At 69.2% G+C, this 22584-nt stretch carries 26 protein-coding genes; 15 read left to right on the top strand and 11 right to left on the bottom strand.

Going from position 1 to position 22584, the window contains the following annotated elements; genetic code table 11:
• Window positions 1-150: 150 nt before the first annotated feature.
• Window positions 151-2430 carry an NADP-dependent malic enzyme gene (locus tag QPR87_RS15515; RefSeq protein ID WP_011748511.1) on the bottom strand — a complete coding sequence of 760 codons (2280 nt, stop codon included), beginning with the start codon at window positions 2428-2430 and terminating at the stop codon, window positions 151-153.
• A gap of 163 nt (window positions 2431-2593) precedes the next feature.
• Here QPR87_RS15515 and QPR87_RS15510 point away from each other — a divergent pair, with 163 nt between their 5' ends.
• The 6 genes from QPR87_RS15510 (at window position 2594) to QPR87_RS15485 (ending at window position 8175) form a co-directional block, all read left to right on the top strand.
• On the top strand, window positions 2594-2989 hold the full coding sequence (locus tag QPR87_RS15510; RefSeq protein WP_011748510.1) for a cytidine deaminase: 396 nt from the start codon (window positions 2594-2596) through the stop codon (window positions 2987-2989).
• On the top strand, window positions 2986-4278 hold the full coding sequence (locus tag QPR87_RS15505; protein WP_285050175.1) for a thymidine phosphorylase: 1293 nt from the start codon (window positions 2986-2988) through the stop codon (window positions 4276-4278). The genes QPR87_RS15510 and QPR87_RS15505 overlap by 4 nt, the downstream gene beginning before the upstream one ends.
• A complete protein-coding gene (locus QPR87_RS15500; protein WP_104491743.1) occupies window positions 4275-5459 on the top strand; it encodes a phosphopentomutase in 1185 nt (394 codons plus the stop codon). Before QPR87_RS15505 ends, QPR87_RS15500 begins: the two co-directional genes overlap by 4 nt.
• A complete protein-coding gene (locus QPR87_RS15495) occupies window positions 5456-6424 on the top strand; it encodes an adenosine deaminase (protein WP_285050173.1) in 969 nt (322 codons plus the stop codon). The genes QPR87_RS15500 and QPR87_RS15495 overlap by 4 nt, the downstream gene beginning before the upstream one ends.
• A complete protein-coding gene (upp, locus tag QPR87_RS15490) occupies window positions 6421-7056 on the top strand; it encodes a uracil phosphoribosyltransferase (protein WP_011748506.1) in 636 nt (211 codons plus the stop codon). The genes QPR87_RS15495 and upp overlap by 4 nt, the downstream gene beginning before the upstream one ends.
• Before the next feature lie 69 nt (window positions 7057-7125).
• The gene (locus QPR87_RS15485; RefSeq protein WP_285050172.1) at window positions 7126-8175 is read left to right on the top strand and encodes an SPOR domain-containing protein; all 1050 of its coding nucleotides are present in this window, start codon (window positions 7126-7128) and stop codon (window positions 8173-8175) included.
• Window positions 8176-8182: 7 nt separating this feature from the next.
• Here the strand turns inward: QPR87_RS15485 and QPR87_RS15480 are convergent, their stop codons facing one another.
• The 3 genes from QPR87_RS15480 to QPR87_RS15470 all read right to left on the bottom strand — a co-directional run bounded on the left by QPR87_RS15480 (window position 8183) and on the right by QPR87_RS15470 (window position 11566).
• On the bottom strand, window positions 8183-9202 hold the full coding sequence (locus QPR87_RS15480; protein WP_285050169.1) for a hypothetical protein: 1020 nt from the start codon (window positions 9200-9202) through the stop codon (window positions 8183-8185).
• 366 nt (window positions 9203-9568) lie between these two features.
• Window positions 9569-10474: an RNA polymerase sigma factor RpoH gene (rpoH, locus tag QPR87_RS15475; RefSeq protein WP_011748503.1), complete on the bottom strand. Its 906-nt coding sequence runs from the start codon at window positions 10472-10474 to the stop codon at window positions 9569-9571.
• 66 nt (window positions 10475-10540) lie between these two features.
• Entirely contained in the window at window positions 10541-11566 is a 1026-nt protein-coding gene (locus QPR87_RS15470; RefSeq protein ID WP_285050167.1) for an RluA family pseudouridine synthase, read from the bottom strand.
• On the opposite strand from QPR87_RS15470, the gene QPR87_RS15465 reads away from it, so the two are divergent.
• Window positions 11565-11870, top strand: coding sequence for a DUF6476 family protein (locus QPR87_RS15465; protein ID WP_232290458.1), 306 nt, complete (start codon window positions 11565-11567; stop codon window positions 11868-11870). The genes QPR87_RS15470 and QPR87_RS15465 overlap by 2 nt on opposite strands.
• Here the strand turns inward: QPR87_RS15465 and QPR87_RS15460 are convergent.
• Entirely contained in the window at window positions 11861-12115 is a 255-nt protein-coding gene (locus QPR87_RS15460) for an accessory factor UbiK family protein (RefSeq protein WP_011748501.1), read from the bottom strand. The genes QPR87_RS15465 and QPR87_RS15460 overlap by 10 nt on opposite strands.
• A 126-nt stretch (window positions 12116-12241) precedes the next feature.
• On the opposite strand from QPR87_RS15460, the gene lgt reads away from it, so the two are divergent.
• The 3 genes from lgt to pgeF are packed head-to-tail and all read left to right on the top strand — an operon-like array spanning window position 12242 to window position 14944.
• On the top strand, window positions 12242-13132 hold the full coding sequence (lgt, locus tag QPR87_RS15455; protein ID WP_285050163.1) for a prolipoprotein diacylglyceryl transferase: 891 nt from the start codon (window positions 12242-12244) through the stop codon (window positions 13130-13132).
• Entirely contained in the window at window positions 13129-14196 is a 1068-nt protein-coding gene (locus QPR87_RS15450; RefSeq protein WP_285050162.1) for a class I SAM-dependent methyltransferase, read from the top strand. The genes lgt and QPR87_RS15450 overlap by 4 nt, the downstream gene beginning before the upstream one ends.
• Window positions 14180-14944 carry a peptidoglycan editing factor PgeF gene (gene pgeF / locus QPR87_RS15445; protein WP_285050160.1) on the top strand — a complete coding sequence of 255 codons (765 nt, stop codon included), beginning with the start codon at window positions 14180-14182 and terminating at the stop codon, window positions 14942-14944. Before QPR87_RS15450 ends, pgeF begins: the two co-directional genes overlap by 17 nt.
• A 96-nt stretch (window positions 14945-15040) precedes the next feature.
• Here pgeF and QPR87_RS15440 read toward each other — a convergent pair whose 3' ends face one another.
• On the bottom strand, window positions 15041-15466 hold the full coding sequence (locus tag QPR87_RS15440; RefSeq protein ID WP_128492949.1) for a hypothetical protein: 426 nt from the start codon (window positions 15464-15466) through the stop codon (window positions 15041-15043).
• A 92-nt stretch (window positions 15467-15558) separates the two neighbouring features.
• On the bottom strand, window positions 15559-16059 hold the full coding sequence (locus QPR87_RS15435; RefSeq protein ID WP_011748496.1) for an Lrp/AsnC family transcriptional regulator: 501 nt from the start codon (window positions 16057-16059) through the stop codon (window positions 15559-15561).
• Window positions 16060-16223: 164 nt separating this feature from the next.
• On the opposite strand from QPR87_RS15435, the gene trxB reads away from it, so the two are divergent.
• Both trxB and QPR87_RS15425 read left to right on the top strand, forming a co-directional pair.
• Entirely contained in the window at window positions 16224-17240 is a 1017-nt protein-coding gene (gene trxB, locus QPR87_RS15430) for a thioredoxin-disulfide reductase (protein WP_011748495.1), read from the top strand.
• Window positions 17241-17268: 28 nt separating this feature from the next.
• Window positions 17269-18072 (top strand): bifunctional sulfate adenylyltransferase/adenylylsulfate kinase, encoded by an 804-nt coding sequence (locus QPR87_RS15425; RefSeq protein ID WP_285050260.1) that lies wholly within the window; start codon window positions 17269-17271, stop codon window positions 18070-18072.
• Between the two features lie 164 nt (window positions 18073-18236).
• Here the strand turns inward: QPR87_RS15425 and QPR87_RS15420 are convergent, their stop codons facing one another.
• The 3 genes from QPR87_RS15420 to QPR87_RS15410 form a co-directional block, all read right to left on the bottom strand.
• Complete coding sequence (locus QPR87_RS15420) at window positions 18237-18464, bottom strand: DUF1150 family protein (protein ID WP_011748493.1); 228 nt, start codon at window positions 18462-18464, stop codon at window positions 18237-18239.
• A 13-nt stretch (window positions 18465-18477) separates the two neighbouring features.
• On the bottom strand, window positions 18478-18888 hold the full coding sequence (locus tag QPR87_RS15415; protein ID WP_011748492.1) for an Hsp20 family protein: 411 nt from the start codon (window positions 18886-18888) through the stop codon (window positions 18478-18480).
• Between the two features lie 122 nt (window positions 18889-19010).
• Window positions 19011-19607, bottom strand: coding sequence for a DUF1176 domain-containing protein (locus tag QPR87_RS15410; RefSeq protein ID WP_285050155.1), 597 nt, complete (start codon window positions 19605-19607; stop codon window positions 19011-19013).
• A gap of 162 nt (window positions 19608-19769) precedes the next feature.
• Here QPR87_RS15410 and QPR87_RS15405 point away from each other — a divergent pair, with 162 nt between their 5' ends.
• The 3 genes from QPR87_RS15405 to QPR87_RS15395 are packed head-to-tail and all read left to right on the top strand — an operon-like array spanning window position 19770 to window position 21574.
• Window positions 19770-19988, top strand: a complete 219-nt coding sequence (locus QPR87_RS15405; protein ID WP_011748490.1) for a YdcH family protein — start codon at window positions 19770-19772, stop codon at window positions 19986-19988.
• A gap of 52 nt (window positions 19989-20040) precedes the next feature.
• On the top strand, window positions 20041-20538 hold the full coding sequence (gene purE, locus QPR87_RS15400) for a 5-(carboxyamino)imidazole ribonucleotide mutase (protein WP_104491765.1): 498 nt from the start codon (window positions 20041-20043) through the stop codon (window positions 20536-20538).
• Complete coding sequence (locus tag QPR87_RS15395) at window positions 20531-21574, top strand: 5-(carboxyamino)imidazole ribonucleotide synthase (RefSeq protein ID WP_011748488.1); 1044 nt, start codon at window positions 20531-20533, stop codon at window positions 21572-21574. Before purE ends, QPR87_RS15395 begins: the two co-directional genes overlap by 8 nt.
• Here the strand turns inward: QPR87_RS15395 and cobD are convergent.
• Complete coding sequence (gene cobD / locus QPR87_RS15390) at window positions 21558-22520, bottom strand: threonine-phosphate decarboxylase CobD (RefSeq protein WP_285050152.1); 963 nt, start codon at window positions 22518-22520, stop codon at window positions 21558-21560. The genes QPR87_RS15395 and cobD overlap by 17 nt on opposite strands.
• Between the last annotated feature and the right edge of the window lie 64 nt (window positions 22521-22584).

Raw genomic sequence — 22584 nt, 5'->3', positions numbered from 1 at the left:
GCAGAACATCGCCCCCACAGGGCGAGTTAATTTGCAAACCGGCGCAGACTTTGCTTTGGGCTGAAAATCCCGCGCCATTTTGCAAAATGAAGTCCGGCCGGGCAGGGGCGGCGGCAGAATCACCGCCGCCCCGCCCCATGTTCCGTGCGCTTACCTGTAGTGATCGACCGGGGTGCCGGCGATCGCGCTCATGTTCAGCAGCCCGCGGGTGGTGATCGAGGGCGTCACGATATGGGCGCGATTGCCCATGCCCATCAGGATCGGCCCGACCTCCAGCCCGTTGGCCTTGAGCTTGAGCGCGTTGCGCACGCCCGAAGCCGAGTCGGTGCCCGAAAAGACCAGCACGTTGGCCGCGCCTTCGATCCGGGAATGCGGCAGCAGCCGCTCGCGGATCGTCGGGTCCAGCGCCGAGTCCACATGCATCTCGCCGTCGAAGATGAAATCGACGCCGCGCGCATGCAGGATCTCGACCGCCGCGCGCATCTTGCGGCCCGAGTCGGTGTCCAGGTTGCCGAATTGCGAATGGCTGCACAACGCGACCTTGGGCGTCACGCCGAAGCGGCGCACATGGCGGGCGGCGCCGATGGCGGCCTCGGCCACCTGCTCGGGGGTGGGGGAATGGGTCACCTGGGTGTCGGCGATGAACAGCGGCCCGTCCTCGAGGATCATCAGCGACAGCGCGCCCTGCGGCCGCAGCCCGTCGCGCGCCAGCACCTGGCTGACATAGTTCAGGTGCCAGCTGTATTGCCCGAAGGTGCCGCAGATCAGGCTGTCGGCCTCGCCCCGGTGGACCATGACGGCGCCGATGGCGGTGGTGTTGGTGCGCATGATGGCGCGGGCGATGTCGGGCGTGACGCCGCGCCGGGCCATCAACTCGTGATAGGTGCCCCAATAGTCGCGATAACGCGGGTCGTTTTCCGGGTTCACGATCTCGAAGTCGCGGCCGGGGCGGATCGGCAGGCCGGCGCGTTCGGCGCGCCTTTCGATCACCTCGGGGCGGCCGATCAGGATCGGCGCGTCGGTGGTTTCCTCCAGCATGGCGTTGGCGGCGCGCAGCACGCGCTCATCCTCGCCCTCGGCAAAGACGATGCGGCGCTTGGCGGTGGCGGCCGCCTCGAAGACCGGGCGCATGATCATCGCCGAACGGAAGACCGAGCCGTCCAGCGCGCGCTTGTAGGCGGCGATGTCGTCCAGCGGCCGGGTGGCCACGCCGGTTTCCATCGCGGCCCGGGCCACGGCGGTCGAGACCACGCCGATCAGCCGCGGATCGAAGGGCTTCGGGATCAGGTAGTCGGCGCCGAAGCTCATCTTCTCGCCGCGATAGGCCATCGCCGCCTCGGCGCTGGTGGTGGCGCGGGCAAGCGCGGCGATGCCCTCGATGCAGGCCAGCTGCATCTCGTCGTTGATCGTGGTTGCGCCCACGTCCAGCGCGCCGCGGAAGATGAAGGGGAAGCACAGGACGTTGTTGACCTGGTTGGGATAGTCGCTGCGGCCGGTGGCGATGATCGCATCGGGCGCGACGGCGCGGGCATCCTCGGGCAGGATCTCGGGGGTGGGGTTGGCCAGCGCGAAGATGATCGGGCGCTTGGCCATCTTGGCCACCATATGCGGCTTGAGCACGCCGGGGCCGGACAGGCCCAGGAACAGGTCCGCGCCCTCGATCGCCTCATCCAGCGTACGCAGGTCGGATTTCTGCGCATATTCCGCCTTTTGCGGGGTCATTTCCTCGGTCCGGCCCTCGTGGACCAGGCCGGCGATGTCGCACAGCCAGACGTTCTCGCGCTTCACGCCCAGCTTCAGCAGCATGTTGAGGCATGCGATGCCGGCCGCGCCGCCGCCGGTCGAGACGACCTTGATGTCCTCGAACCGCTTGTGGGCGATATGCAGCGCGTTGGTCGCGGCGGCGCCGACGACGATGGCGGTGCCGTGCTGGTCGTCGTGAAAGACCGGGATGTTCATGCGCTCGCGGCACAGCTTCTCGACGATGAAGCAGTCGGGCGCCTTGATGTCCTCGAGGTTGATGGCGCCGAAGGTCGGCTCCAGCGCGCAGACGATCTCGGCCAGCTTCTCGGGGTCGGGCTGGTTCAGCTCGATGTCGAAGCAGTCGATATTGGCGAATTTCTTGAACAGGACCGCCTTGCCCTCCATCACCGGCTTCGAGGCCAGTGCGCCGATATTGCCCAGCCCCAGGACGGCGGTGCCGTTCGAGACCACGGCGACGAGGTTGCCGCGCGCGGTATAGCGGGCGGCGGCGGCGGGGTCGGCCTTGATGTCCAGGCAGGCTTCCGCCACGCCGGGCGAATAGGCGCGGCTCAGGTCGCGGCCGTTGGCAAGGGGCTTGGTCGCGCGCACCTCGAGCTTACCCGGGCGCGGGAATTCGTGATAATCCAATGCCGCCTGCCGGGCGTTGTCCTGTCTGCGTTCTTCCATCGCCAGACCCTCTCCTCTCAAGATGGTTCAGCGTTAAACTATTTTTTCGCCGGGGAACAGGGGGCATCGCGGGCAGGGGCGGGGATGCGCCGCACTTGCATCGCGGGGGGCAGGCGCGCAAACTCTCAATCCGGTCGGACGGGCAGGCGAAAGGTGAGGGGCGATGGCGCTTCTGGATGCGGCGCGCGAGGTGCGCGAAAGGGCCTATGCGCCCTATTCCAACTTCAAGGTGGGCGCGGCGGTGCGCGGCGCCTCGGGCCGGATCTATGCCGGCTGCAACGTCGAGAACGTGGCCTATCCCGAGGGCACCTGCGCCGAGGCCGGCGCCATAGCCGCCATGGTCGCGGCGGGCGAGACCGAGATCGTCGAGGTTGCCGTCATCGCCGACTCGCAAGGCCCGGTGCCGCCCTGCGGCGGCTGCCGCCAGAAGCTGGCCGAGTTCGGCCGCCCCGAGACGCCGGTGCTGCTGGCCACGACCCGGGGCCATGAACTGGCCACCACCATCGGCGAGCTGCTGCCCGGCCGCTTTGGCATCAGCCACATGTCGGGCACGGAATGAGCCCTGCCGGCCCCCGCCACGACCCGCGTCCGGTGATCGCCGCCGTTCGCGACGGGCGCGGGCTGGACGCGGCGGGCGCGGCGCTGGTCGCGCGCGGCCTGGCCGACGGTTCGGTCAGCGATGCGCAGGCCGCGGCCTTTGCCATGGCGGTGCTGACGCGCGGTCTGGACGAGGCGGGGCGGGTGGCGTTGACCCGGGCCATGCGCGATTCCGGCCATGTGCTGCGCTGGGATCTGCCGGGGCCGGTGGTGGACAAGCATTCGACCGGCGGCATCGGCGATGCGGTCAGCCTGATCCTGGCCCCGCTGGTGGCGAGTTGCGGCGCCTATGTGCCGATGATCTCGGGGCGCGGGCTGGGCCATACCGGCGGCACGCTGGACAAGCTGGAGGCGATCCCCGGCTTCCGCACCGCGCTGTCCGAGGACGATTTCCGCCGCGTGGTGGCCGAGGTCGGCTGCGCCATCGTCGCGGCCGGGCCGGAACTGGCGCCGGCCGATGCGCGGCTTTACGCGATCCGCGACGAAAGCGCGACGGTGGGCTCGATCGACCTTATCACCGCCTCGATCCTGTCCAAGAAGCTGGCGGCGGGGCTGGATGCGCTGGTGCTGGACGTCAAGCAAGGCAGCGGCGCCTTTCTGCGCAGCCCGGATGCGGCACTGGCGCTGGCCCGGGCGCTGGTCGATACCGCGAAGGGTGCCGGCTGCCGCACCCGCGCCTATGTCACCGACATGGATCAGCCGCTGGCGCGCGCCGCCGGCAATGCGCTGGAACTGCGCGAGGCCATCGCCGTGCTCACGGGCGAACAGGGGGCGTTGCGCGACCTGTCGCTGGCGCTGTCCTCGGCCTGCCTCGATCTTGGCGGCTTGGCCGACGGCGCCTTGCGGGCGCTGGACGGCGGCGCCGCGGCCGAGCGTTTCGCCCGCATGGTGGTCGCGCAGGGCGGGCCGGCCGACCTGCTCGAACATCCCGAGCGCCACCTGCCGCCCGCGCCGGTGGTGCGCGCCGTGCCCGGCCATGGCCGCGTCGTCGCCATCGATACCGAGGTGCTGGGCCATGCCGTGGTGGCGCTGGGCGGTGGGCGGCTGCATGCCGGTGACCGGATCGACCCTCGGGTGGGGCTTGCGGAACTGCTCCGCATCGGCGAGGAGGCGGGTCCGGGTCGTCCCCTGGCGCTGGTCCATGCCGCTTCCGATGCGGCGGCCGATGCGGCGGTCGCCACCGTCGCGGCCGCCTATCTGCTGGGCGATGGCCCGGAGCCCGGCCCATTGATCCGCAGCGAGGTAACATGACCGACAGACGCGCCTTCCTGATCGTGATGGATTCGGTGGGCATCGGCGGGGCACCCGACGCGAACGCCTATTTCAACGACGGCCTGCCCGATACCGGCGCCAATACCGTCGCCCATATCGCGCAGGCGCGGCCGCTGCGGATGCCGCATCTGGACGCGCTGGGCCTTGGCGCCGCGATCCGGCTGGCCAGCGGCGAGACGGCGCCGGGCCTCGGCGCCGAGCCGCAGGGGCTGTGGGGCGCGGCGACCGAGATATCGCGCGGCAAGGACACCCCCTCGGGGCATTGGGAGATCGCGGGCGTTCCCGTGCCCTGGGACTGGCACTATTTCCCGAACACCCGCCCGGCCTTTCCCGCCGACCTGACCGGGCGTATCGCCCAGGCCGCGGGAACCGAGGGCATCCTCGGCAACGAACACGCCTCGGGGACCGAGATCATCGCCCGGCTGGGCGCCGAGCACCTGCGCACGGGTTGGCCGATCTGCTACACCTCGGCCGACAGCGTGCTGCAGATCGCCGCGCATGAAGAGGCCTTCGGCCTCGACCGGCTCCATCGGCTGTGCCGGGACGTGGCTGCCCTGGTCCATCCGATGCGCGTGGGCCGGGTCATCGCCCGGCCCTTCCTGGGCGCCGAGGGCGGCTTTGCCCGCACGCCGAACCGCCGCGACTATGCCATCGCCCCGCCCGGGCCGACGCTTCTGGACGTGGCGCAAGATGCAGGGCGGGCGACCCATGCCGTGGGCAAGATCGGCGACATCTTCTCGCATCGCGGCATCGGCAAGCTGCACAAGGGCAAGTCCGACGCCGATCTGGCCGGCCATCTGCTGGCCCTGGCGGACGAGGCCGAACCGGGCAGCCTGACATTCGCCAATTTCGTCGAGTTCGACAGCCTTTACGGCCATCGCCGCGATGTGGCGGGCTATGCGGCGGCGCTGGAATGGTTCGACGGCGTGGCGGGCGCGCTGATCTCGCGCCTGCGGCCGGGCGATCTGGCGATCTTCACCGCCGATCACGGCAACGATCCGACATGGCACGGCACCGACCACACCCGCGAACGCGTGCCGGTTCTGGGCTGGGGCTGCGGCGCGCGCGGCATCGGCCAGGTCGGTTTCGCCGACATCGCCGCCTCGGTCGCTGCGCATCTTGGCCTGCCGCCGGTCGGCCCGGGGAGGTCGTTCCTGTGAAATCGCTGAAGAAGGTCGAGCTGCACCTGCATCTGGAAGGCGCGGCGCCGCCCGGTCTGATCCGGGCGCTCGCCGCCGAGAAACATCACGACATCAGCCGCATCTTCGACGAGAACGGCGCCTATGCCTATCGCGATTTCAAGGACTTCCTGCGCGTCTATGAGGCCGCGACCTCGGTTCTGACCACGCCGCGGGACTATGCCCGGCTGCTTGCCGAGGTGCTGGCGGAATGCGCGGAACAGGGTGCGATCTATGCCGAGCTTTTCGTCTCGCCCGAATTCTGCGGTGGTGCGGACCTGCCCGCCTGGCGCGACTATCTGGCCGCCATGGAAGAGGCCGCGACCCAGGCCGAGCGTGACGGCATCGCCAGCCGCGCCGTGCTGACCTGCATTCGCCATTTCGGCCCGGAGCGTGCCCGCAAGACCGCGATCTGCGCGGCCGAGACCTCGGGCGGCTGGGTCGCCGGCCTTGGCATCGGCGGCGCCGAGGATGCTGGCGAGCTTGGCGATTTCGCCTGGGCCTTCGACTGCGCGCGCGAGGCGGGGCTGGGCCTGACCGCCCATGCCGGCGAATGGCGCGGGCCCGAGTCGATCCGCGACGCGCTGGCGCTTGGCGTCACCCGCATCGGCCACGGCATCCGTGCTGTCGAGGATGCGCAGCTGCTTCGCGACCTTGCCGAACGCGAGATCACGCTGGAGGTCTGCCCGGGCTCGAACGTCGCGCTTGGCCTGGTGCCGGGCTGGGCCGCCCATCCCATTGCGCGGCTTGCCGATGCGGGCGTGCGCGTCACCGTCTCGACCGACGATCCGCCCTTCTTCCATACTTCGCTGTCGCAGGAATATCAGCGGCTTGCCGACGCTTTCGGTTGGGCCGAGGCCGAGTTTCGGCAGATGAACCTCTGGGCCGCCGATGCGGCCTTTTGCGACCAGACCACCAGAACCCGCCTGCGAAAGGACCTGACATGACCCAAGCGCACCTGACCGTCGTCGATCACCCGCTGGTGCAGCACAAGCTGACGCTCATGCGCGACAAGACCACCTCGACCGCCGGCTTTCGCCGTCTCCTGCGCGAGATCAGCCTGCTTCTGGCCTATGAGGTCACGCGCGAGCTGGAGATGACCACGATCCGCATCGACACCCCGCTTTGCGAGATGGAGGCGCCGACGCTGGAAGGCAAGAAGCTGGCGCTGATCTCGATCCTGCGGGCCGGCAACGGGCTCATGGACGGCATCCTTGAGCTGATCCCGGCCGCGCGCGTCGGCTTCATCGGGCTTTACCGCGACCCCGAGACGCTGCAGCCGGTGCAGTATTATTCCAAGGTTCCCAAGGAATTGGATGCGCGCATGACCATCGTCGTCGATCCGATGCTGGCGACGGGGAACTCGTCCGTCGCGGCCATCGACCTGCTCAAGGCGGCAGGCGCGCGCAACCTGCGCTTCCTGTGCCTGCTCGCCTCGCCCGAGGGGGTCGAGCGGATGCGCGAGGCCCACCCCGACGTGCCGATCGTGACCGCCGCGCTGGACGAGCGGCTGGACGAGCACGGCTATATCGTGCCGGGCCTGGGCGATGCCGGCGACCGCATGTTCGGCACGAAATGAGCCGGCGTTAACGGGGTCTTCAGGGTTTTCGCCCTATCACCGGATCAGGCGTGATTCGAGGATGGGGCGATGCGGGTTGTTCTGTGGCTGATGCTGGTTCTGCTGCCGGGGCTTGTGCTGGCGCAGGGGCTTCGCCCGGCCGAGGATCCGCCGGACGATTTCCCGTCGCGGCAGTATATCGACAGCCGCGGCTGCGTTTTCCTGCGCGACGATGCGGGCGGCTGGACGCCGCGGCTTGCGCGCGACGGCACGCGGGTCTGCGGCTATCCGCCGACGTTCTCGGCACGCGGGGCGGATGGCGGATCAAGCCTGCGGGCGCTGGACCCGAATGCCGGGCGCAGCCGCTCCGAATTGCTGGAAGAGGCGCTGTTGCAGCAGGTCATCACCAACCTGCGCCCCGGCGAATTGGCCAGCGATCCCCGGCCGATGGAGCGTCTGCCAGATCTGGGGCCCGAGCCGCATTCCCCGGTTCCGGCGGATACGTTGCGGGCGGCATTGGCGGCGGCGCCTGCGCTGCGTCAGGACATGGGGGGCGCCCTGCAACCGAACCGCCGGCTTTGCGAACTGCTGGGTTATGACGATAGACCGGGCGCGGCCGGGCTGGACGATCCGACGCAGGGCTATTGCGCGACGCTGCCCAAATCCGAACTGTCGCGGCTTAGCTTCGCGCGTCCGGTGGGCAGCATGTCCAAGGCCGCGGAAAGCACGCTGCCCGATCTGTCCGCAGGCGAAACCGCCACCGCTCCGCTGCCTGCGCCGCCGCCGACGGCAGCGGTCAGGCCGCCGCGATCCGCAACTGTCGGACAGACACCCGAAAAACCGGCCCCCGCCACAGTATCGGCCGCCCCCCGCGCCAAGCCTGCGACGCAACCTTCGGCCGGCATGATCCCGGCCGGGGCGCGCTATGTGCAGATCGGCACTTTCGCCGATCCCCGGAATGCCGAACGTGCGGCCGGCCGCATCGCCGGCATGGGCTATCCGCTGCTTCGCGGCAAGGATCGGGTCGGCGGTCGCGAGGTGCAGTTCCTCATGGCCGGCCCCTTTGCCGACCGCGAAGGCATCGTCCGGGCGCTCGATGCCATCCGCAAGGCCGGGTATCACGATGCCTTTCCGCGCTGAGCGGCGGCTACTGATCGCAGATCTCCTGCAGCGCGATCCATTCCCGGTCGCCAAGCACGGGACGCGGTTCGGCGGTGCGGAAGGGGTCGGCCTCGATCAGGCCCAGCACCGCCTCGCCCGTCGGGTCCAGCGAGCGGGCATAGGGTTCGCTGGAGATGCCGGTGCGGGTGAAATAGGCTAGAAGCGGTTCGTCCTCGGGGCGGGGCAGGGGGCCGGCCAGCAGCTTCTCGCCATATCCCGTCAGCGATTTTTCCGGCAGCGTTCCGGCAGTCAGCAGATGGAAGGTGGCGCGGGGCCCGGCATGGCGCAGTGCGGCCAGCAAGGGATCGTCCTGCACCGCCGCCGCCTGGGCGGCCAGGATATGGCCGGCGGCGACTTCGGGGGTCATCTGGCCCGCGACCAGATCCTCGCCGATGACGGTGATCGGGCCGGGCAGGCGGATCGCGCCGCGCAGGCTTGCCGGCACCACGACGATCTGCGCATCCGGGCCGATCAGCCGCATCGCCAGCTTCTGGCGCACCATGTCCCCCGCCGGGCGCGAGCAGGGGCTGCCGGTGGTCTTGGCAACCTCGGCCAGCACCATGCGAGCGATCTCGGCCCGTTGCGCCGGCGGGGCGATATCGGCGGCATGGCGCACCAGCGCCGGCGGGACCCAGAACACCGCCAGCAGCGCCATGACCGCCGCCGCGCCCAGCATCAGCCCGCCGCGCAGTCGGCCGGGATGCGGCTTGCTGGCCTCGATCACATGATGCACCTTGGAAATGGCCGAGATCATCAGTTCGTCGTCGATTTCCAGTTCTTCGCCGGCATCGGGCCCGCCCGGCGCATAGCGCGCCGGCAACTTGCCGGGATTGAGCCGGGTGACCGCGGGCAGCGACCAATGCGCCAGCGGCACTTCCGAGCGCGGATCGGTCAGCACCAATGTCGCATCCCCGAACGAGACGATCACGTCGCGCAGCTGCGATTGGGGCGTCTCGCGCCAGATTCCTGCGGCTTCCAGCCGTTGATATTGGTTCAGCGCCGTCATTTCCGCGCCATCGGCCCCTGCTGTCCTGTCCCGACCATAAGCCAAGCCGGGCGCCGGTCAACTCTGCCCGCTGTCACGATAATTCCCGTCCCGGCGCTGGTGGGGCCGGCGGGTGGCTGCCGGGAAAACCGCCCGGCCTGCGCCAGCCGCGCAAACGGGCTGCTGCATGGGGCGGCCGCTTCGGGCCGACGTCGCTCCACCGGGCTTTTAGGCAAGGCTGGCGGCGGTTTTCCGATGCCTTGGGCCGAAAAGACCCTCGTGCCGGCCAGGGTGTCGGCCGGCGCATGGTCCCTCGCGCGCCGTCGGAGCAGAGCAAGGCCGGGAGCGGAAAGACGATGGAACGGACAGGCCGGCGGCAATCGCGGGTCAGGCGTTTTCGGGCACGGTCATGCCGCGTTCGCGCGCCAGCTCCCGAATGCGGTTCTGCAGCTTCTCGAAGGCGCGGACCTCGATCTGGCGAATGCGCTCGCGCGATACCCCGTAGCGCGTCGAAAGATCCTCCAGCGTCATCGGATCGTCGCGCAGGCGGCGCTCCATCAGGATGTCCTTTTCGCGGTCGTTCAGCACGTCCATGGCGGCGATCAGCATCTCGCGCCGCGCCGACAATTCGTCGGCCTCGGCGAACGCCTCGGCCTGATTGGCGTCCTCGTCCTCCAGCCAGTCCTGCCATTGCGCCGTCGATTCGCCGTCGCCCGAGCCTACCGTCGCGTTCAGCGAGGCATCGCCGCTGGACAGGCGGCGGTTCATGTCGATGACCTCCTGCTCGGTTACGTTCAGGTCATGGGCGATCTGAGTGACGTTTTCGGGGCGCAGGTCGCCCTCTTCCAGCGCGCCCAGCTTGGACTTGGCCTTGCGCAGGTTGAAGAACAGCTTCTTCTGGGCCGAGGTGGTGCCCATCTTCACCAGCGACCACGAGCGCAGGATATATTCCTGGATCGAGGCGCGGATCCACCACATGGCATAGGTGGCCAGGCGGAAGCCCTTTTCCGGGTCGAAGCGCTTGACCGCCTGCATCAGGCCCACATTCGCCTCGGAAATGACCTCGGCCTGCGGCAGGCCGTAGCCGCGATAGCCCATTGCGATCTTGGCGGCGAGCCGCAGGTGGCTCGTCACCAGCCTCTGGGCCGCCTCGGCGTCCTGATGGTCGACCCAGGCCTTGGCCAGCATGTATTCCTCTTCCGGTTCCAGCAGGGGAAACTTGCGGATCTCCTGCAAATAACGGTTGAGGCCCTGTTCGGGGCTGGGTGCCGGAAGGTTGGTGTAGTTCGCCATCTGAAAATTCCCTGTCCCGCGCTTTGGCGGGTAATTGTGAACGCTATCGGCGCGGCCCGGGTTCCGTCAGTCCGCCGCTTGGCGCAGTGTCGCCAGCAGTCCGGCCATGTCGGCCGGCAGCGGGCTGGCAAAGGTCAGCGTCTGGCCGCTGACCGGATGTTCGAAGCCCAGCTCGGCGGCGTGCAGCGCCTGGCGGGGAAAGGCGGCGACGGCCGCGGCGGCATCCGCCCCCAACGCCCTGGCCGAGGCCCGCCTGTTGCCACCATAGACCGGGTCGCCGACCAGCCCCAATCCCGCATGGGCCATATGCACGCGGATTTGATGCGTGCGTCCGGTTTCCAGCCGGCATTCGACCAGCATGGCGGCGGGGGGCGTGCCGAAGGTCTCGACCACCCGGGCGCGGGTCACGGCATGGCGGCCGTTCTGGAAGCTGACGGCCTGGCGCTGCCGGTCGCCGGGGTGGCGGCCGATCAGCGTGGCGATGCGCAGCACGCCGCCCGGCTCGAATCCCACGCCCGGCAGGCCCCGCAGTCGGGCATCGGCCGGGTCGATCATGCCATGCGCGATGGCCAGATAGCGCCGCCGTGCCGTGTGGTCGGCGAATTGCCGCGCCAGCCCCTGATGGGCGCGGTCGGTCTTTGCCACCACCAGAAGGCCCGAGGTTTCCTTGTCGATGCGATGCACGATGCCGGGCCGCGCCGCGCCACCGATGCCCGACAGGCTGCCCGCGCAATGCGCCAGCAGCGCGTTGACCAGCGTCCCCGAGGGCGCGCCCGGCGCGGGATGCACCACCATGCCGGCGGGCTTGTCCACCACGATCAGCTCCGCGTCCTCATAGGCGACGGCCAAGGGGATCGGCTCGGGCTGCGCCTCCAGCGGCTCGGGCGCACCGATCCGCACCCGGTAGTCGCCGGTCTCGGCCCGCGCCTTGCCGTCCGTCACCGGCCCCGAGGGGCCGAGGACCGCGCCCTCGGCGATCAGCTTGGCCAGGCGCGAGCGCGACAGCGCCGCCTGCTCTGGCGCGGCAAGGGCAAGCGCCTTATCAAGGCGCTCGGACAGACCTTCGGGAATGGTGATGAGGATTTCGGCCATGGCACGGGATGATAGGCTGGACGGCGGGCCAGAGGAAGCGCTGCCGATGCTGCGCTGGCTGCGCTTCCTGGTGACCGCGCTGGCGGCGGTGATGGGACTGGGCGTGCTGGTGATCGCGGCGCTGCTATGGTTGCGCCTGTCGCAACCGCCCTTGCCGGAACTGCCCGAACAGATCGCCCTGCCCGAAGGGGCCGTGCCCGCCGCCGTCACCTTTGCCCGCGATTGGCTGGTGGTGGTGACCGAGACGGGCGAGGTGCTGCTTTACGACAAGCAGGGCCGGCTGCACCGGCAGGTTCAGCCCTGATCGGCCGCCTTGCCCTCCAGCGCGTCGAGGCGGGCGCGCAGCTCGGCATTCTCGGACCGCGCCTTGATCGCCATTTCGCGTACCGCCTCGAATTCCTCGCGGGTGACGAAGTCGCGATCGGCCAGCCAGCGGTCGATCCAGCCGTTGAAGGCGGTCTGCGCCTCGTCCTTGGCGCCCTGGGCCACGCCCATGGCATTGGTCATCAATTTCGAGAGATCGTCGATAAAGCGGTTGTTCGCGGTCATGGCGGGCCTTTCGGTTCAGCGTGACCCCCTATATGGCCCCGGGGGCGCGGCTGTTCAATTGCCTGACAGCGCCGGTTGACACCCGGTCGCCCCCGCGTAGCCTGCCCGCGCCGAAACGAGGAGCCCATGATCCCCTTTCCCGACATCTCGCCCGAGATCTTCACGATCCACCTGTTCGGCATGGCGCTTTCGCTGCGCTGGTATGCGCTGGCCTATCTGGTCGGGCTGCTGATCGGCTGGCGCATCATCGTCGCGCTGATGCGGCGCCCGCGGCTTTGGGGCGCCGATGCGCCGATGCGTCCCGAGCGGGTCGAGGAATTGCTGACCTGGGTGATCGCCGGCGTGGTGCTGGGCGGGCGGCTGGGCTTCGTGCTGTTCTACGAGCCGGCCTATTACCTGGCCAATCCGGGGCAGATCCCGGTGATCTGGCAGGGCGGCATGTCCTTTCACGGCGGTTTCCTGGGCGTGGTGCTGGCCTCCTGGTGGTATTGCCGCCGCCACGGCATTCCGGCGCTGCGGCTGGCCGATGCGCTGTCGGTGGCGACGCCGATCGGGCTGGGTCTTGGCCGGATGGCGAATTTCATCAATGCCGAACTGTGGGGCCGGCCGACCGATGCGCCCTGGGGCGTGATCTTTCCCGGCGAGGCGGCGCAGAACTGCCCCGGCATCGCCGGCCCCTGCGCCCGTCATCCCAGCCAGCTTTACGAGGCGGGGCTGGAGGGCGTGCTGCTGGCCGGTGCGCTGTTCCTGCTGGTCCGCGCCGGGGGCCTGCGCCGTCCGGGGCAGGCGCTGGGGATATTCCTGATCGGCTACGGCCTGTCGCGTTTCGTCGTCGAGTTCTTCCGCCAGGCCGATGCGCAGTTCATCACGCCCGACAATCCGCTGGGCCATGTGCTGGGCGGGCCGGCCTGGGGCGTGACCATGGGCCAGCTTCTGTCGCTGCCGATGGTGCTGCTCGGGCTGGCCTTCCTGATTCGCGCGCGCATGCGGCCGGCCGTGCCGCAGACGGCCGCATGACGCCGCTGGCCCGCCTGATCGCCACGCGCATCCGGCTGTCGGGGCCGATGGCTCTGGACGAATACATGCGGCTGTGCCTGCTGCATCCCGAGCATGGCTATTACGCGACCCGCGACCCCTTCGGCACGGCGGGCGACTTCACCACCGCGCCCGAGATCAGCCAGATGTTCGGCGAGATGATCGGGCTGGCGCTGGGGCAGGCGTGGCTGGACCAGGGCCGGCCCGCGCCCTTTACCCTGGCCGAGATCGGGCCGGGGCGCGGCACGCTGATGGCCGACATCCTGCGCGCCATCCGCATCGTGCCCGGCATGGCCGAGGCGGCGCGGGTCGCGCTGGTCGAAGCATCGCCGCATCTGCGCCGGGTCCAGCGCGACAGGCTGGGCGAGATCGTGCATCTGGACGATGTATCGCAACTGCCGCAGGCGCCGCTGTTCCTGGTCGCCAACGAGTTCTTCGACGCCCTGCCGATTCGCCAGTTCCAGCGCGGCGCGCAGGGCTGGGCCGAGCGCGTGGTGGCGCTGGATGCGCAGGGCGGGCTGGAGATGGGGCTGCTGCCCATCCCCGGCGATGCTTCGCTGCCCCTCGCGCCCGAGGGGGTGATCCGCGAAACCTGCCCCGAGGCCGCGCCGATCGTCGCGCAGGTCGCCGGGCGCATCGCGGCGCATGGCGGTTGCGCCATCGTCGTCGACTATGGCGGTTGGGACGGGCAGGGCGACACCTTCCAGGCCCTGCGCCGCCACCGGCCCGAGGATGTGCTGGCCAACCCCGGCGAGGCCGACCTGACCGCGCATGTCGATTTCGCGCCCCTGGCCGCGGCGGGGCGGGCGGCCGGGGTTCGCGCCTCGCGCATGGTCGCGCAGGGCGACTGGCTGCTGCGGCTGGGGATCGAGAGCCGCGCGCAGCAACTGGCCCGGGCGGGCGACGAGGGGGCGATGGCCGCGCTTCATCGCTTGACCGCGCCCGGCGAAATGGGTCACCTGTTCAAGGTGCTGGCCTTCTGGGCTCGCCATGCGCCCGTGCCTGCCGGATTCGAGCCCCGGGACGACGATGCAGACGACGCTTGAGATCCTGACCCATCCATTGCTCGCCTCGGTGCGGCACGGCTTCTTCACCCGGCGCGGCGGCGCCTCCTCGGGGCTGTTTTCGGGGTTGAACTGCGGCTACGGCTCCAGCGACCAGGCCGAGATCGTCAGCATCAACCGCACCCGCGTCGCCGAGGCGATGGGCGTGCCGCCCGCCGGCCTTGCCACGGTGCATCAGGTGCATTCCGCCGAGATTGCCGTGCTGCGCGCGGGCGACGATCCCGCCGGTCTTGCGGGGATTCGCGCCGACGGCATCGTCACCGACCAGCCCGGCGTGGCGCTGGCGGTGCTGACCGCCGATTGCCAGCCGATCCTGCTGGCCGATCCCGAGGCAGGGGTGATCGGCGCCGTCCATGCCGGTTGGCGCGGCGCGCTTTCGGGCGTGATCGAGGCGGCGGTGGGCGCGATGAACGACCTGGGCGCTTCGCGGATCCGCGCGGTGATCGGCCCCACGATCAGCCAGCGCGCCTATGAGGTCGGCGAGGATTTCATGGACGAATTCCTGGTCGAGGATCCGGGCTATCACCGTTTCTTCGCCGGCGGGCCGAACGGGCGGCCGATGTTCGACCTGCCCTCGTTCGGCCTGATGCGGCTGCGCGAGGCCGGGGTCGAGGCGGAATGGACGCGGCATTGCACCTATTCCGACCCGGACCGCTTTTTCTCCTATCGCCGCAGCACGCATCAGAACCAGGCGGATTACGGACGGCTGATCTCGGCGATTGCGTTGTAGGTCGGGGGGATGGCGCGCGGGCTACGGCATTCGATGCCGGGGCGGGCGGCTGCGGGATGTCTGGCCGGTTTCCGCGATGCGGGACGAAGCTGTCAGTCACCCAGATATTGCGATGAAGATACCGCGTTGCGGATCGAAAACGGCGACATTCCCGCTGTGGTCAGACGAGATCATTGGCTGTGCGGCTTTGGTATAGTGCCAGGGGTCAGGCGAACCACTCGCTTTGCGGATTTCCGCATCCCAACATTCGCCAGCATTGTTTAGGGCTCGCAGTTCAACCGCTGTTTCGTTCACCCGATCAGACAATTGAGTCACGCTCCATGGCTCAAAGCCGTTAGCCAATTCGGGCGGTTTTATGCTGGGCGAGGCACGATAGATGGCAACCACGCATACAAAAGACTGCGCTTCGCTGGCCAAGAGAGACAAAGGTTTCGCGTTTCCTTTGGCCACAAATCGGTAAGCAATGTCCTCCTCTACGCACCCAGACAACACGGCGAGCGCGATAAGTGACAGGAGCTTCAAGTGGGCCTCCAAGACATAGCCGCTGTCGGCAGAGTATGCGTATCATGACCGTCGGCTAAGAACTCAAAAGCCCCCGCCGTCACCGCATCCCCTCACCCCAGCGCCGCCGCGCGTTCCTCGACCACCTCGAAGGGCACGCCCGGCTCGTCCTTGGCGCAGCGGATCACCAGCGAGGTCTTGACCGAAGCCACGTTCGGCGCCGCCGTCAGCTTCTCGGTCAGGAAGCGCTGGAAGCTGGTCAGGTCGGGCGAGACGCATTTCAGGATGAAGTCGATCTCGCCGTTCAGCATGTGGCATTCGCGCACCAGCGGCCATTCGCAGGCCAGGGCTTCAAAGGCCGACAGGTCGCGCTCGGACTGGCTGACCAGCCGGACCATGGCAAAGACCTGCACCTCGAATCCCAGTTCGCGCGCGTCGATATCGGCATGGTAGCCGCGGATATAGCCCATCTCCTCCAGCGCGCGGACGCGGCGCAGGCAGGGCGGGGCCGAAATGCCGACGCGGCGGGCCAGCTCGACATTGGTCATGCGGCCGTCGGCCTGCAACTCCGCCAGAATTTTGCGGTCGATTTCGTCAAGTCTGGCGGCAGTCATCGGATCCCCTGATTTGCCTTGCGGGCAAAAAACATGCCGGAAACTATCCCGCGAGCCCGGATTGCGCAACATTCTTTCCGCTGCTGCGCGAAAGGGGGTTCATGGATTGCATGCCGGGCCGGCGGTGATTAGCTAAGGCTGCGCCAAGCGAAAGGTTCCCTGCCATGTCCCATGCCCCTGCCGAGATTGCCGCCGACACCAGCCTGCCCGCCCATAGCCGCGTGCTGATCGTGGGCTCGGGTCCGGCCGGCTATACCGCCGCGGTCTATGCCGCGCGCGCGATGCTGTCGCCGGTGCTGATCCAGGGCATGCAGCCGGGCGGCCAGCTGACCATCACCACCGAGGTCGAGAACTGGCCCGGCGAGACCGAGATCCAGGGTCCCGACCTGATGGTCAGGATGGAGGCGCATGCCCGCGCCATGGGCGCGCGCATCTTTGTCGATACGGTGACGCGGCTGGACCTGGGCCGGCGGCCCTTCGTGGCCGAGCTTGATTCGGGGGCGCGCATCACGGCGGATGCGGTGATCCTGGCCACCGGCGCCCAGGCGCGCTGGCTGGGCCTGTCCAGTGAAGAGAAGTTCAAGGGCTTCGGCGTCTCGGCCTGCGCGACCTGCGACGGCTTCTTCTATCGCGGCCGCGAGGTCGTGGTGGTGGGCGGCGGCAATACCGCGGTCGAGGAGGCGCTGTTTTTGACCAATTTCGCCAGCAAGGTGACGCTGATCCATCGTCGCGACAGCCTGCGGGCCGAAAAGATCCTGCAAGAGCGGCTGTTCCGCAATCCCAAGGTCTCGGTGCTCTGGGATCACGAGCTGGTCGAGGTGCAGGGCGAACAGCAGCCGCCGGGCGTCACCGGCGTGCGCGTACGCCATGTCCGGCAGGGGACCGAGCAGGTGGTGCCGGCGGACGGCGTCTTCATCGCCATCGGCCATGCGCCGGCCTCGGAACTGGTCAAGGACCAGCTGGAGCTGCATCACGGCGGCTATGTCAAGGTCGAGCCCGGCACGACGCGGACCTCGATCCCCGGCGTCTTTGCGGCGGGCGACCTGACCGACCACATCTATCGCCAGGCGGTGACCAGCGCCGGCATGGGCTGTATGGCGGCGCTGGATGCCGAACGCTTCCTGGCCGAGCACGACATGGCCGGCGAGCCGAACCCGCATGCGGCCGAGATCCCCGCCTGATGGCCGGGGTTCTGCCTGCTTGCCGCCGATGAACCTGCCGCATCACCAGCCGATCCGTGCGCTGCTTGTCAGCCCCGAGGCCGGGCAGAAGCTGCGGGCCGAGGCCGGGCGCATGGCAGCCTGGGATCTGACGGCCCGGCAGATGGCCGACCTGGAGTTGCTGACGGGCGGTGGGTTCCTGCCGCTGCGCGGCTTTCTGACCCAGGCGGATTACGATTCGGTGCTGGCTGGGATGCGCCTGACCACGGGTGCGCTCTGGCCCATGCCGGTGGTGCTGGAGGTCGGCGCGGATTTCGCGGCTCAGGTCGATCCGGGCGAGGATATCGCCCTGCGCGGCCCCGATGGCGCGGTCATGGCCATCCTGTCGGTTACCGACAAATGGAGCCCGGACAGGGCGCGCGAGGCTGAGCTCCTGTTCGGCAGCGCCGATCCCGCCCATCCGGGCGTGACCTTGCAGCGCGCGGCCGGGCCGATCTGCCTGGGCGGGCCGGTCAAGGGGCTGCCAGGTGCGGGCGACACCCGGCGCGGGCCGAACGGCTGGCGCGCGCATTTCCGCGCGCAGGGCTGCGAACGGGTGCTGGCCTGCGATCCTGCGGATGCGGCGGCCGCGGCGCGGCTGGCCGGCGAGCTTGGCGCCGAATTGCTGGCGGTCGGGGCCGAGCCGCGCCATGCGGGCGGGCGCGAGACGCTGTGGCAGGCGCTGATCCGTCGCAACCATGGCGCGACGCATCTGCTGCTGCCCGCCGATCCGGCTGCACGGGCGCTGCTGCGGCAATACCGGGACGAGATCGGGCTGGAACTGGTCGATGGTGAAGGGCGGCCCACTCCTTGAGCGGGGCCGCCGGGCGCCTTGACGGTGCGCTTCGGCATTTTCTCAGCTCGGATCGGGGAACTGGTATCGGACGGGCGCGAGCCCGGCCTTGCGCTGCGAAAGCGACAACCGGACCCCGGCCACATGCCCCGCCGCCGCTTTTCCGGGCGGAGGCGCCTTTCGGGTCAGTGCACGCTGACCGGGGTCAGTTCATTCTGACGGGCCAGCATGAAGGCCAGGCTGCGGTCCTTGACCAGCGCCAGCCGCTCTCCGTCCGCGCCATGCACGGCGTAAAGCGCCTCGGCATCCGGCACCTGGCGGCGCACCTCGTCGGGCAGGCTGTCCATGGCGACGCGGCGGATATAGACGATGTTGCCCGCGTTCTCCGGGCCGAAATCGAATTTCTCGTTCATTTGCGATCCCCTTTCATTTGCGGCTGATCGGTATGGTCTGCACGATGCTGTCGGGCACGGAGCGGCTCAGGTCGATGTTCAGAAGCCCGTTTTCCAGACCTGCCGACACCACCTCGACCCCGTCCGCCAGCACGAAGCTGCGCTGGAAGGCGCGGGACGCGATGCCCCGGTGCAGAAAGACGCGGCCCTCCTCGGCATCCGACTGGCGGCCGCGAATCACCAGCTGGCGGTCTTCCAGCGTGATGGACAGGTCGTCGTCGGAAAAACCCGCCACGGCCAGCGTGATGCGGAAGCCGTTCGGCCCCTGGTGTTCGATATTGTAGGGCGGATAGCCCTCGGCGCCCTTGGCGGCCCGTTCGGCCAGGCGCTCCAACTGGTCGAACCCCAGCAGGAACGGATGAGTGGCCAGACTGATCTTGGTCATGTTCCCAAGCCCTTTGCATCAAAGCGACTGTCGGCCGGACCCCGGAATGGCGATCCGGCAAGACCAATATGTGAACGGATGCCGCCGGAAACAAGGGCTTGCCGCGTCGCAGCGGCGCGGCCTCAGGGTCGCAGGCCGCATGCGGCCATGGCCGCTCGGATCGCCCGGCCCGATCCGGCCAGCGGCAGGCTGCCCCGGCCGCGGTCGTCCGAAAGCTCGACCCGGCTGCCGCCCAGCAACCCGGCCAGCAGCGCCGAGCCGCGCGCCGCCTGGGTCGCGCGCATGCCGCCGCTTGTGGCAAAGGGCTGCGCCATCCGCTTGCCGTCGATGCGCAGCGCCAGCGAGCCGGGCGAGCCGGCCATGCCCTCGACGGCGATCAGCCCCTCGCTGCCGCGCTGGCACATGTAGCTCAGCGCCAGCCGCCCGGATTGCACCCTGGCGTAATGCGTCCTGCCGCCGTCGACCGCGCCGGTGGTCCAGGCGGCGCCCTGCCGCGGCGGCTGGGCGGGCTGCTGGCGTTGGGGCGCCGGGCCGGTCCCCTCGCATTGCTCGGCGACGCAGGCATGGTATCGCGGGTTCGAGGCCGGGCCGAAGTGATAAAGGCATTGGTTGACGCAAAGCTGCATCTGCTCGCCCGCCCCCTGCGCATGGGCGGGGACAAGCGGCAGCGACAGTGCAAGCGCAAGGGCCGAGGCTTTGACGGCGGCTGTGCGGGGCATCGGCTTCTCCTGCATGGGATCCAGGTCCAAGCTTCGGGGCGTATGGCGCCGCCAGGCAAGCGTTTTCTCGGACCGCGGCCTCGCGTTAACGCTTTTCCGCAAAACCATTAACAACGTCAGGGGGCTGCGCTATAACCGGAACGATCCAGCCCGAGGCCCGAGATGAACGCCCAACACGAGATGTCCCACGAAGAGATCGCCCGTGCCAAGCTCGAGGTGCTGCGGCGCGAGCATCGGGATCTCGACGAGGCGATCGCCGCGCTTTCCGAGCAGAGCCTGACCCATTCGCTGACCCTGCAACGGCTCAAGAAGCAAAAGCTTGCGCTCAAGGACCGCATCTCCCGGCTCGAGGACGAGTTGACCCCCGACATCATCGCCTGATTGCATGATCCAGCCCGGCGCTGTAGGGCGGGGCGCAAAAGGGGGTCGAGCCATGGAAAAAGCCACCGGAAAACCCGTCGGGATCATCATGGGCAGCCAGTCCGACTGGCCGACCATGCGCGAGGCCGCGGCCATCCTGGACGAACTGGGCATCGGTTACGAGGCGCGGATCGTTTCCGCCCATCGCACGCCGGACCGGCTGTGGGACTATGGCAAGACGGCGGTGGCGCGGGGGCTGAAGGTCATCATCGCCGGTGCCGGCGGCGCCGCGCATCTGCCGGGCATGATGGCCAGCAAGACCCGGGTGCCGGTGATCGGCGTGCCGGTGCAGACCAAGGCGCTGTCGGGCGTTGATTCGCTTTATTCCATCCTGCAGATGCCCAAGGGCTATCCGGTCGCCACCATGGCCATCGGCGCGGCGGGTGCCGCCAATGCCGGGCTGATGGCGGCGGGGATCCTGGCGATCTCGGACCCCGAACTGGCCGCGCGGCTGGACGCCTGGCGGCAGGCGCTCAGCGATTCCATCCCCGAGGAGCCGAAGGATGAGTGAACTGGAACCCGGCGCCACCATCGGCATCCTGGGCGGCGGGCAGCTGGGGCGCATGCTCTCGGTCGCGGCCAGCCGGCTGGGTTATCGCTGCCATGTCTATGAGCCGGGCGCGGCGCCGGCGGGCGACGTGGCGCATCGGCTGACCACCGCGCCCTATGAGGACCAGGCGGCGCTGCGCGCCTTCGCCGAATCGGTCGATGTCATCACCTATGAATTCGAGAACGTGCCGACGGCGGCGCTGGACTTGCTGGAATCGATCCGTCCGATCCGTCCGAACCGCCGCGCGCTGGCCGTGTCGCAGGACCGGCTGAGCGAAAAGGATTTCCTGACCGGCATCGGCCTGCGCACCGCGCCCTATCGCAATGTCGAGACTGAATCCGACCTGCCCGGGGCACTGGCGGCGCTGGGGGCGCCCTCGATCCTCAAGACCCGGCGGCTGGGCTATGACGGCAAGGGACAGATCCGCTTTTCCGATGCCGGGCAGCGGGACTGGACCGGTGCGCCATCTGTGCTGGAGGGGTTCGTCGAGTTCTCGGCCGAGATCAGCGTCATCGTCGCGCGCGGCGCGGATGGGCAGGTCGCGGCCTATGATCCGGGCCTGAACGTTCATCGCGAGGGCATCCTGCGCACCACCACGGTGCCCTGCGGGCTGACGGCGGGCCTGCTGACCGATGCGGTGCTGATTGCCGCGCGTATCGTCAATGCGCTGGACTATATCGGCGTCATGGGGGTCGAGCTGTTCGTGACTCGCGACGGGCTGGTGGTGAACGAGATCGCGCCGCGCGTCCACAATTCCGGCCATTGGACGCAGGCGGGCTGCGCCGTGGACCAGTTCGAGCAGCATATCCGCGCTGTGGCCGGCCTGCCCCTGGGCGACGGCCAGCGCTACGCCGATGTCGAGATGGAGAACCTGATCGGCGACGACGTGCTGCGCCTGCCGGAATTGCTGAAGCAGTCGCGCTGCCAGGTCCATCTTTACGGCAAGGGCGAGGCACGCCCCGGCCGCAAGATGGGCCATGTCAACCGGGTGCTGTAAAGGCGCCCGCCACGCGGTCGAACTCTTCGCGCGAGCCGGGGATGCCCAGGCGAATCCAGCGCGGATGCCAGGGAAAGATGCGGCTCCAGATGCCGGCGCGGGCCAGCAACTCATGCGCGGCCTGCGCGTCGGGCGTATCGTAGAGGCGGAACAGATGCGTGCCGCCGACCAGCGGCCAATGCAGGGTGACGATCTGGTCCAGATGCAGCGCCGCCTCGGAGAGCCAGACCACCGTGTCGTCGATCCATTGCGCGTCAGCCAGTGCCTGCGTGCCGATCTCCAGCGCCGGGCCGCCGACCGCCCAGGGGCCTGCGCGCTCGGCCAGCCGGGCCAGCAGCCCCGGGGCGGCGATGGCAAAGCCCAGCCGCAGCCCGGCCAGTCCCCAGAACTTGCCAAAGCTGCGCAGCACGGTGACGTTCTCTGGCCGCGTGCCGGCCACCGACAGGTCGGGACGCGGATCGGCAAAGCTTTCGTCCACGATGAGATGCCCCACCGTGGCGGCGAGGGCGGCGACCCGTGCGGGCGTGAACTCGCGCCCGTCCGGGTTGTTCGGGTTCACGATCACCGCCAGATCGGCGCCGGCCAGCGCGGTGGGATCGGCAGGCTCGGCCACCTCCCAGCCGGCAGCGCGCAGGCTGGCGGCATGTTCGTTATAGGTCGGCGACAGCACCGCCGCGCGCCGCCCCCCGCTCACATGCGGCAGAAGCTGGATCGCCGCCGAGGCGCCCGCCAGCGGCAGGACCTGATCCTGCGGACAGCCGAATCGGGCCGCGGCAACGGCGCCGAGCCGGGCGGTGTCCGCGGCCGTCGGCAGCGCGGTCAGGGCATGGGCTGAAAGCGGCCCGGCCTGCCAGGGCCGGCGGTTGATTCCCGTGGACAGGTCGATCCAGTCCGCCCGCCCGAAGCGGCCGGCCGCCTTGTCGATGTCGCCGCCGTGGTCGCGCATGCCAAAGTCCTCCTTGCGCGTCCTTGAACCTGCACGGAAGCCGGCGGTCAAGCGGCGGAGGTTG

The organism is Paracoccus sp. SSJ (assembly GCF_030234105.1).
Classification (GTDB): Bacteria; Pseudomonadota; Alphaproteobacteria; order Rhodobacterales; family Rhodobacteraceae; genus Paracoccus; species Paracoccus denitrificans.
Note: the sequence above shows the minus strand (reverse complement) of the source record. Positions and strands in the feature narration are given on the sequence as shown.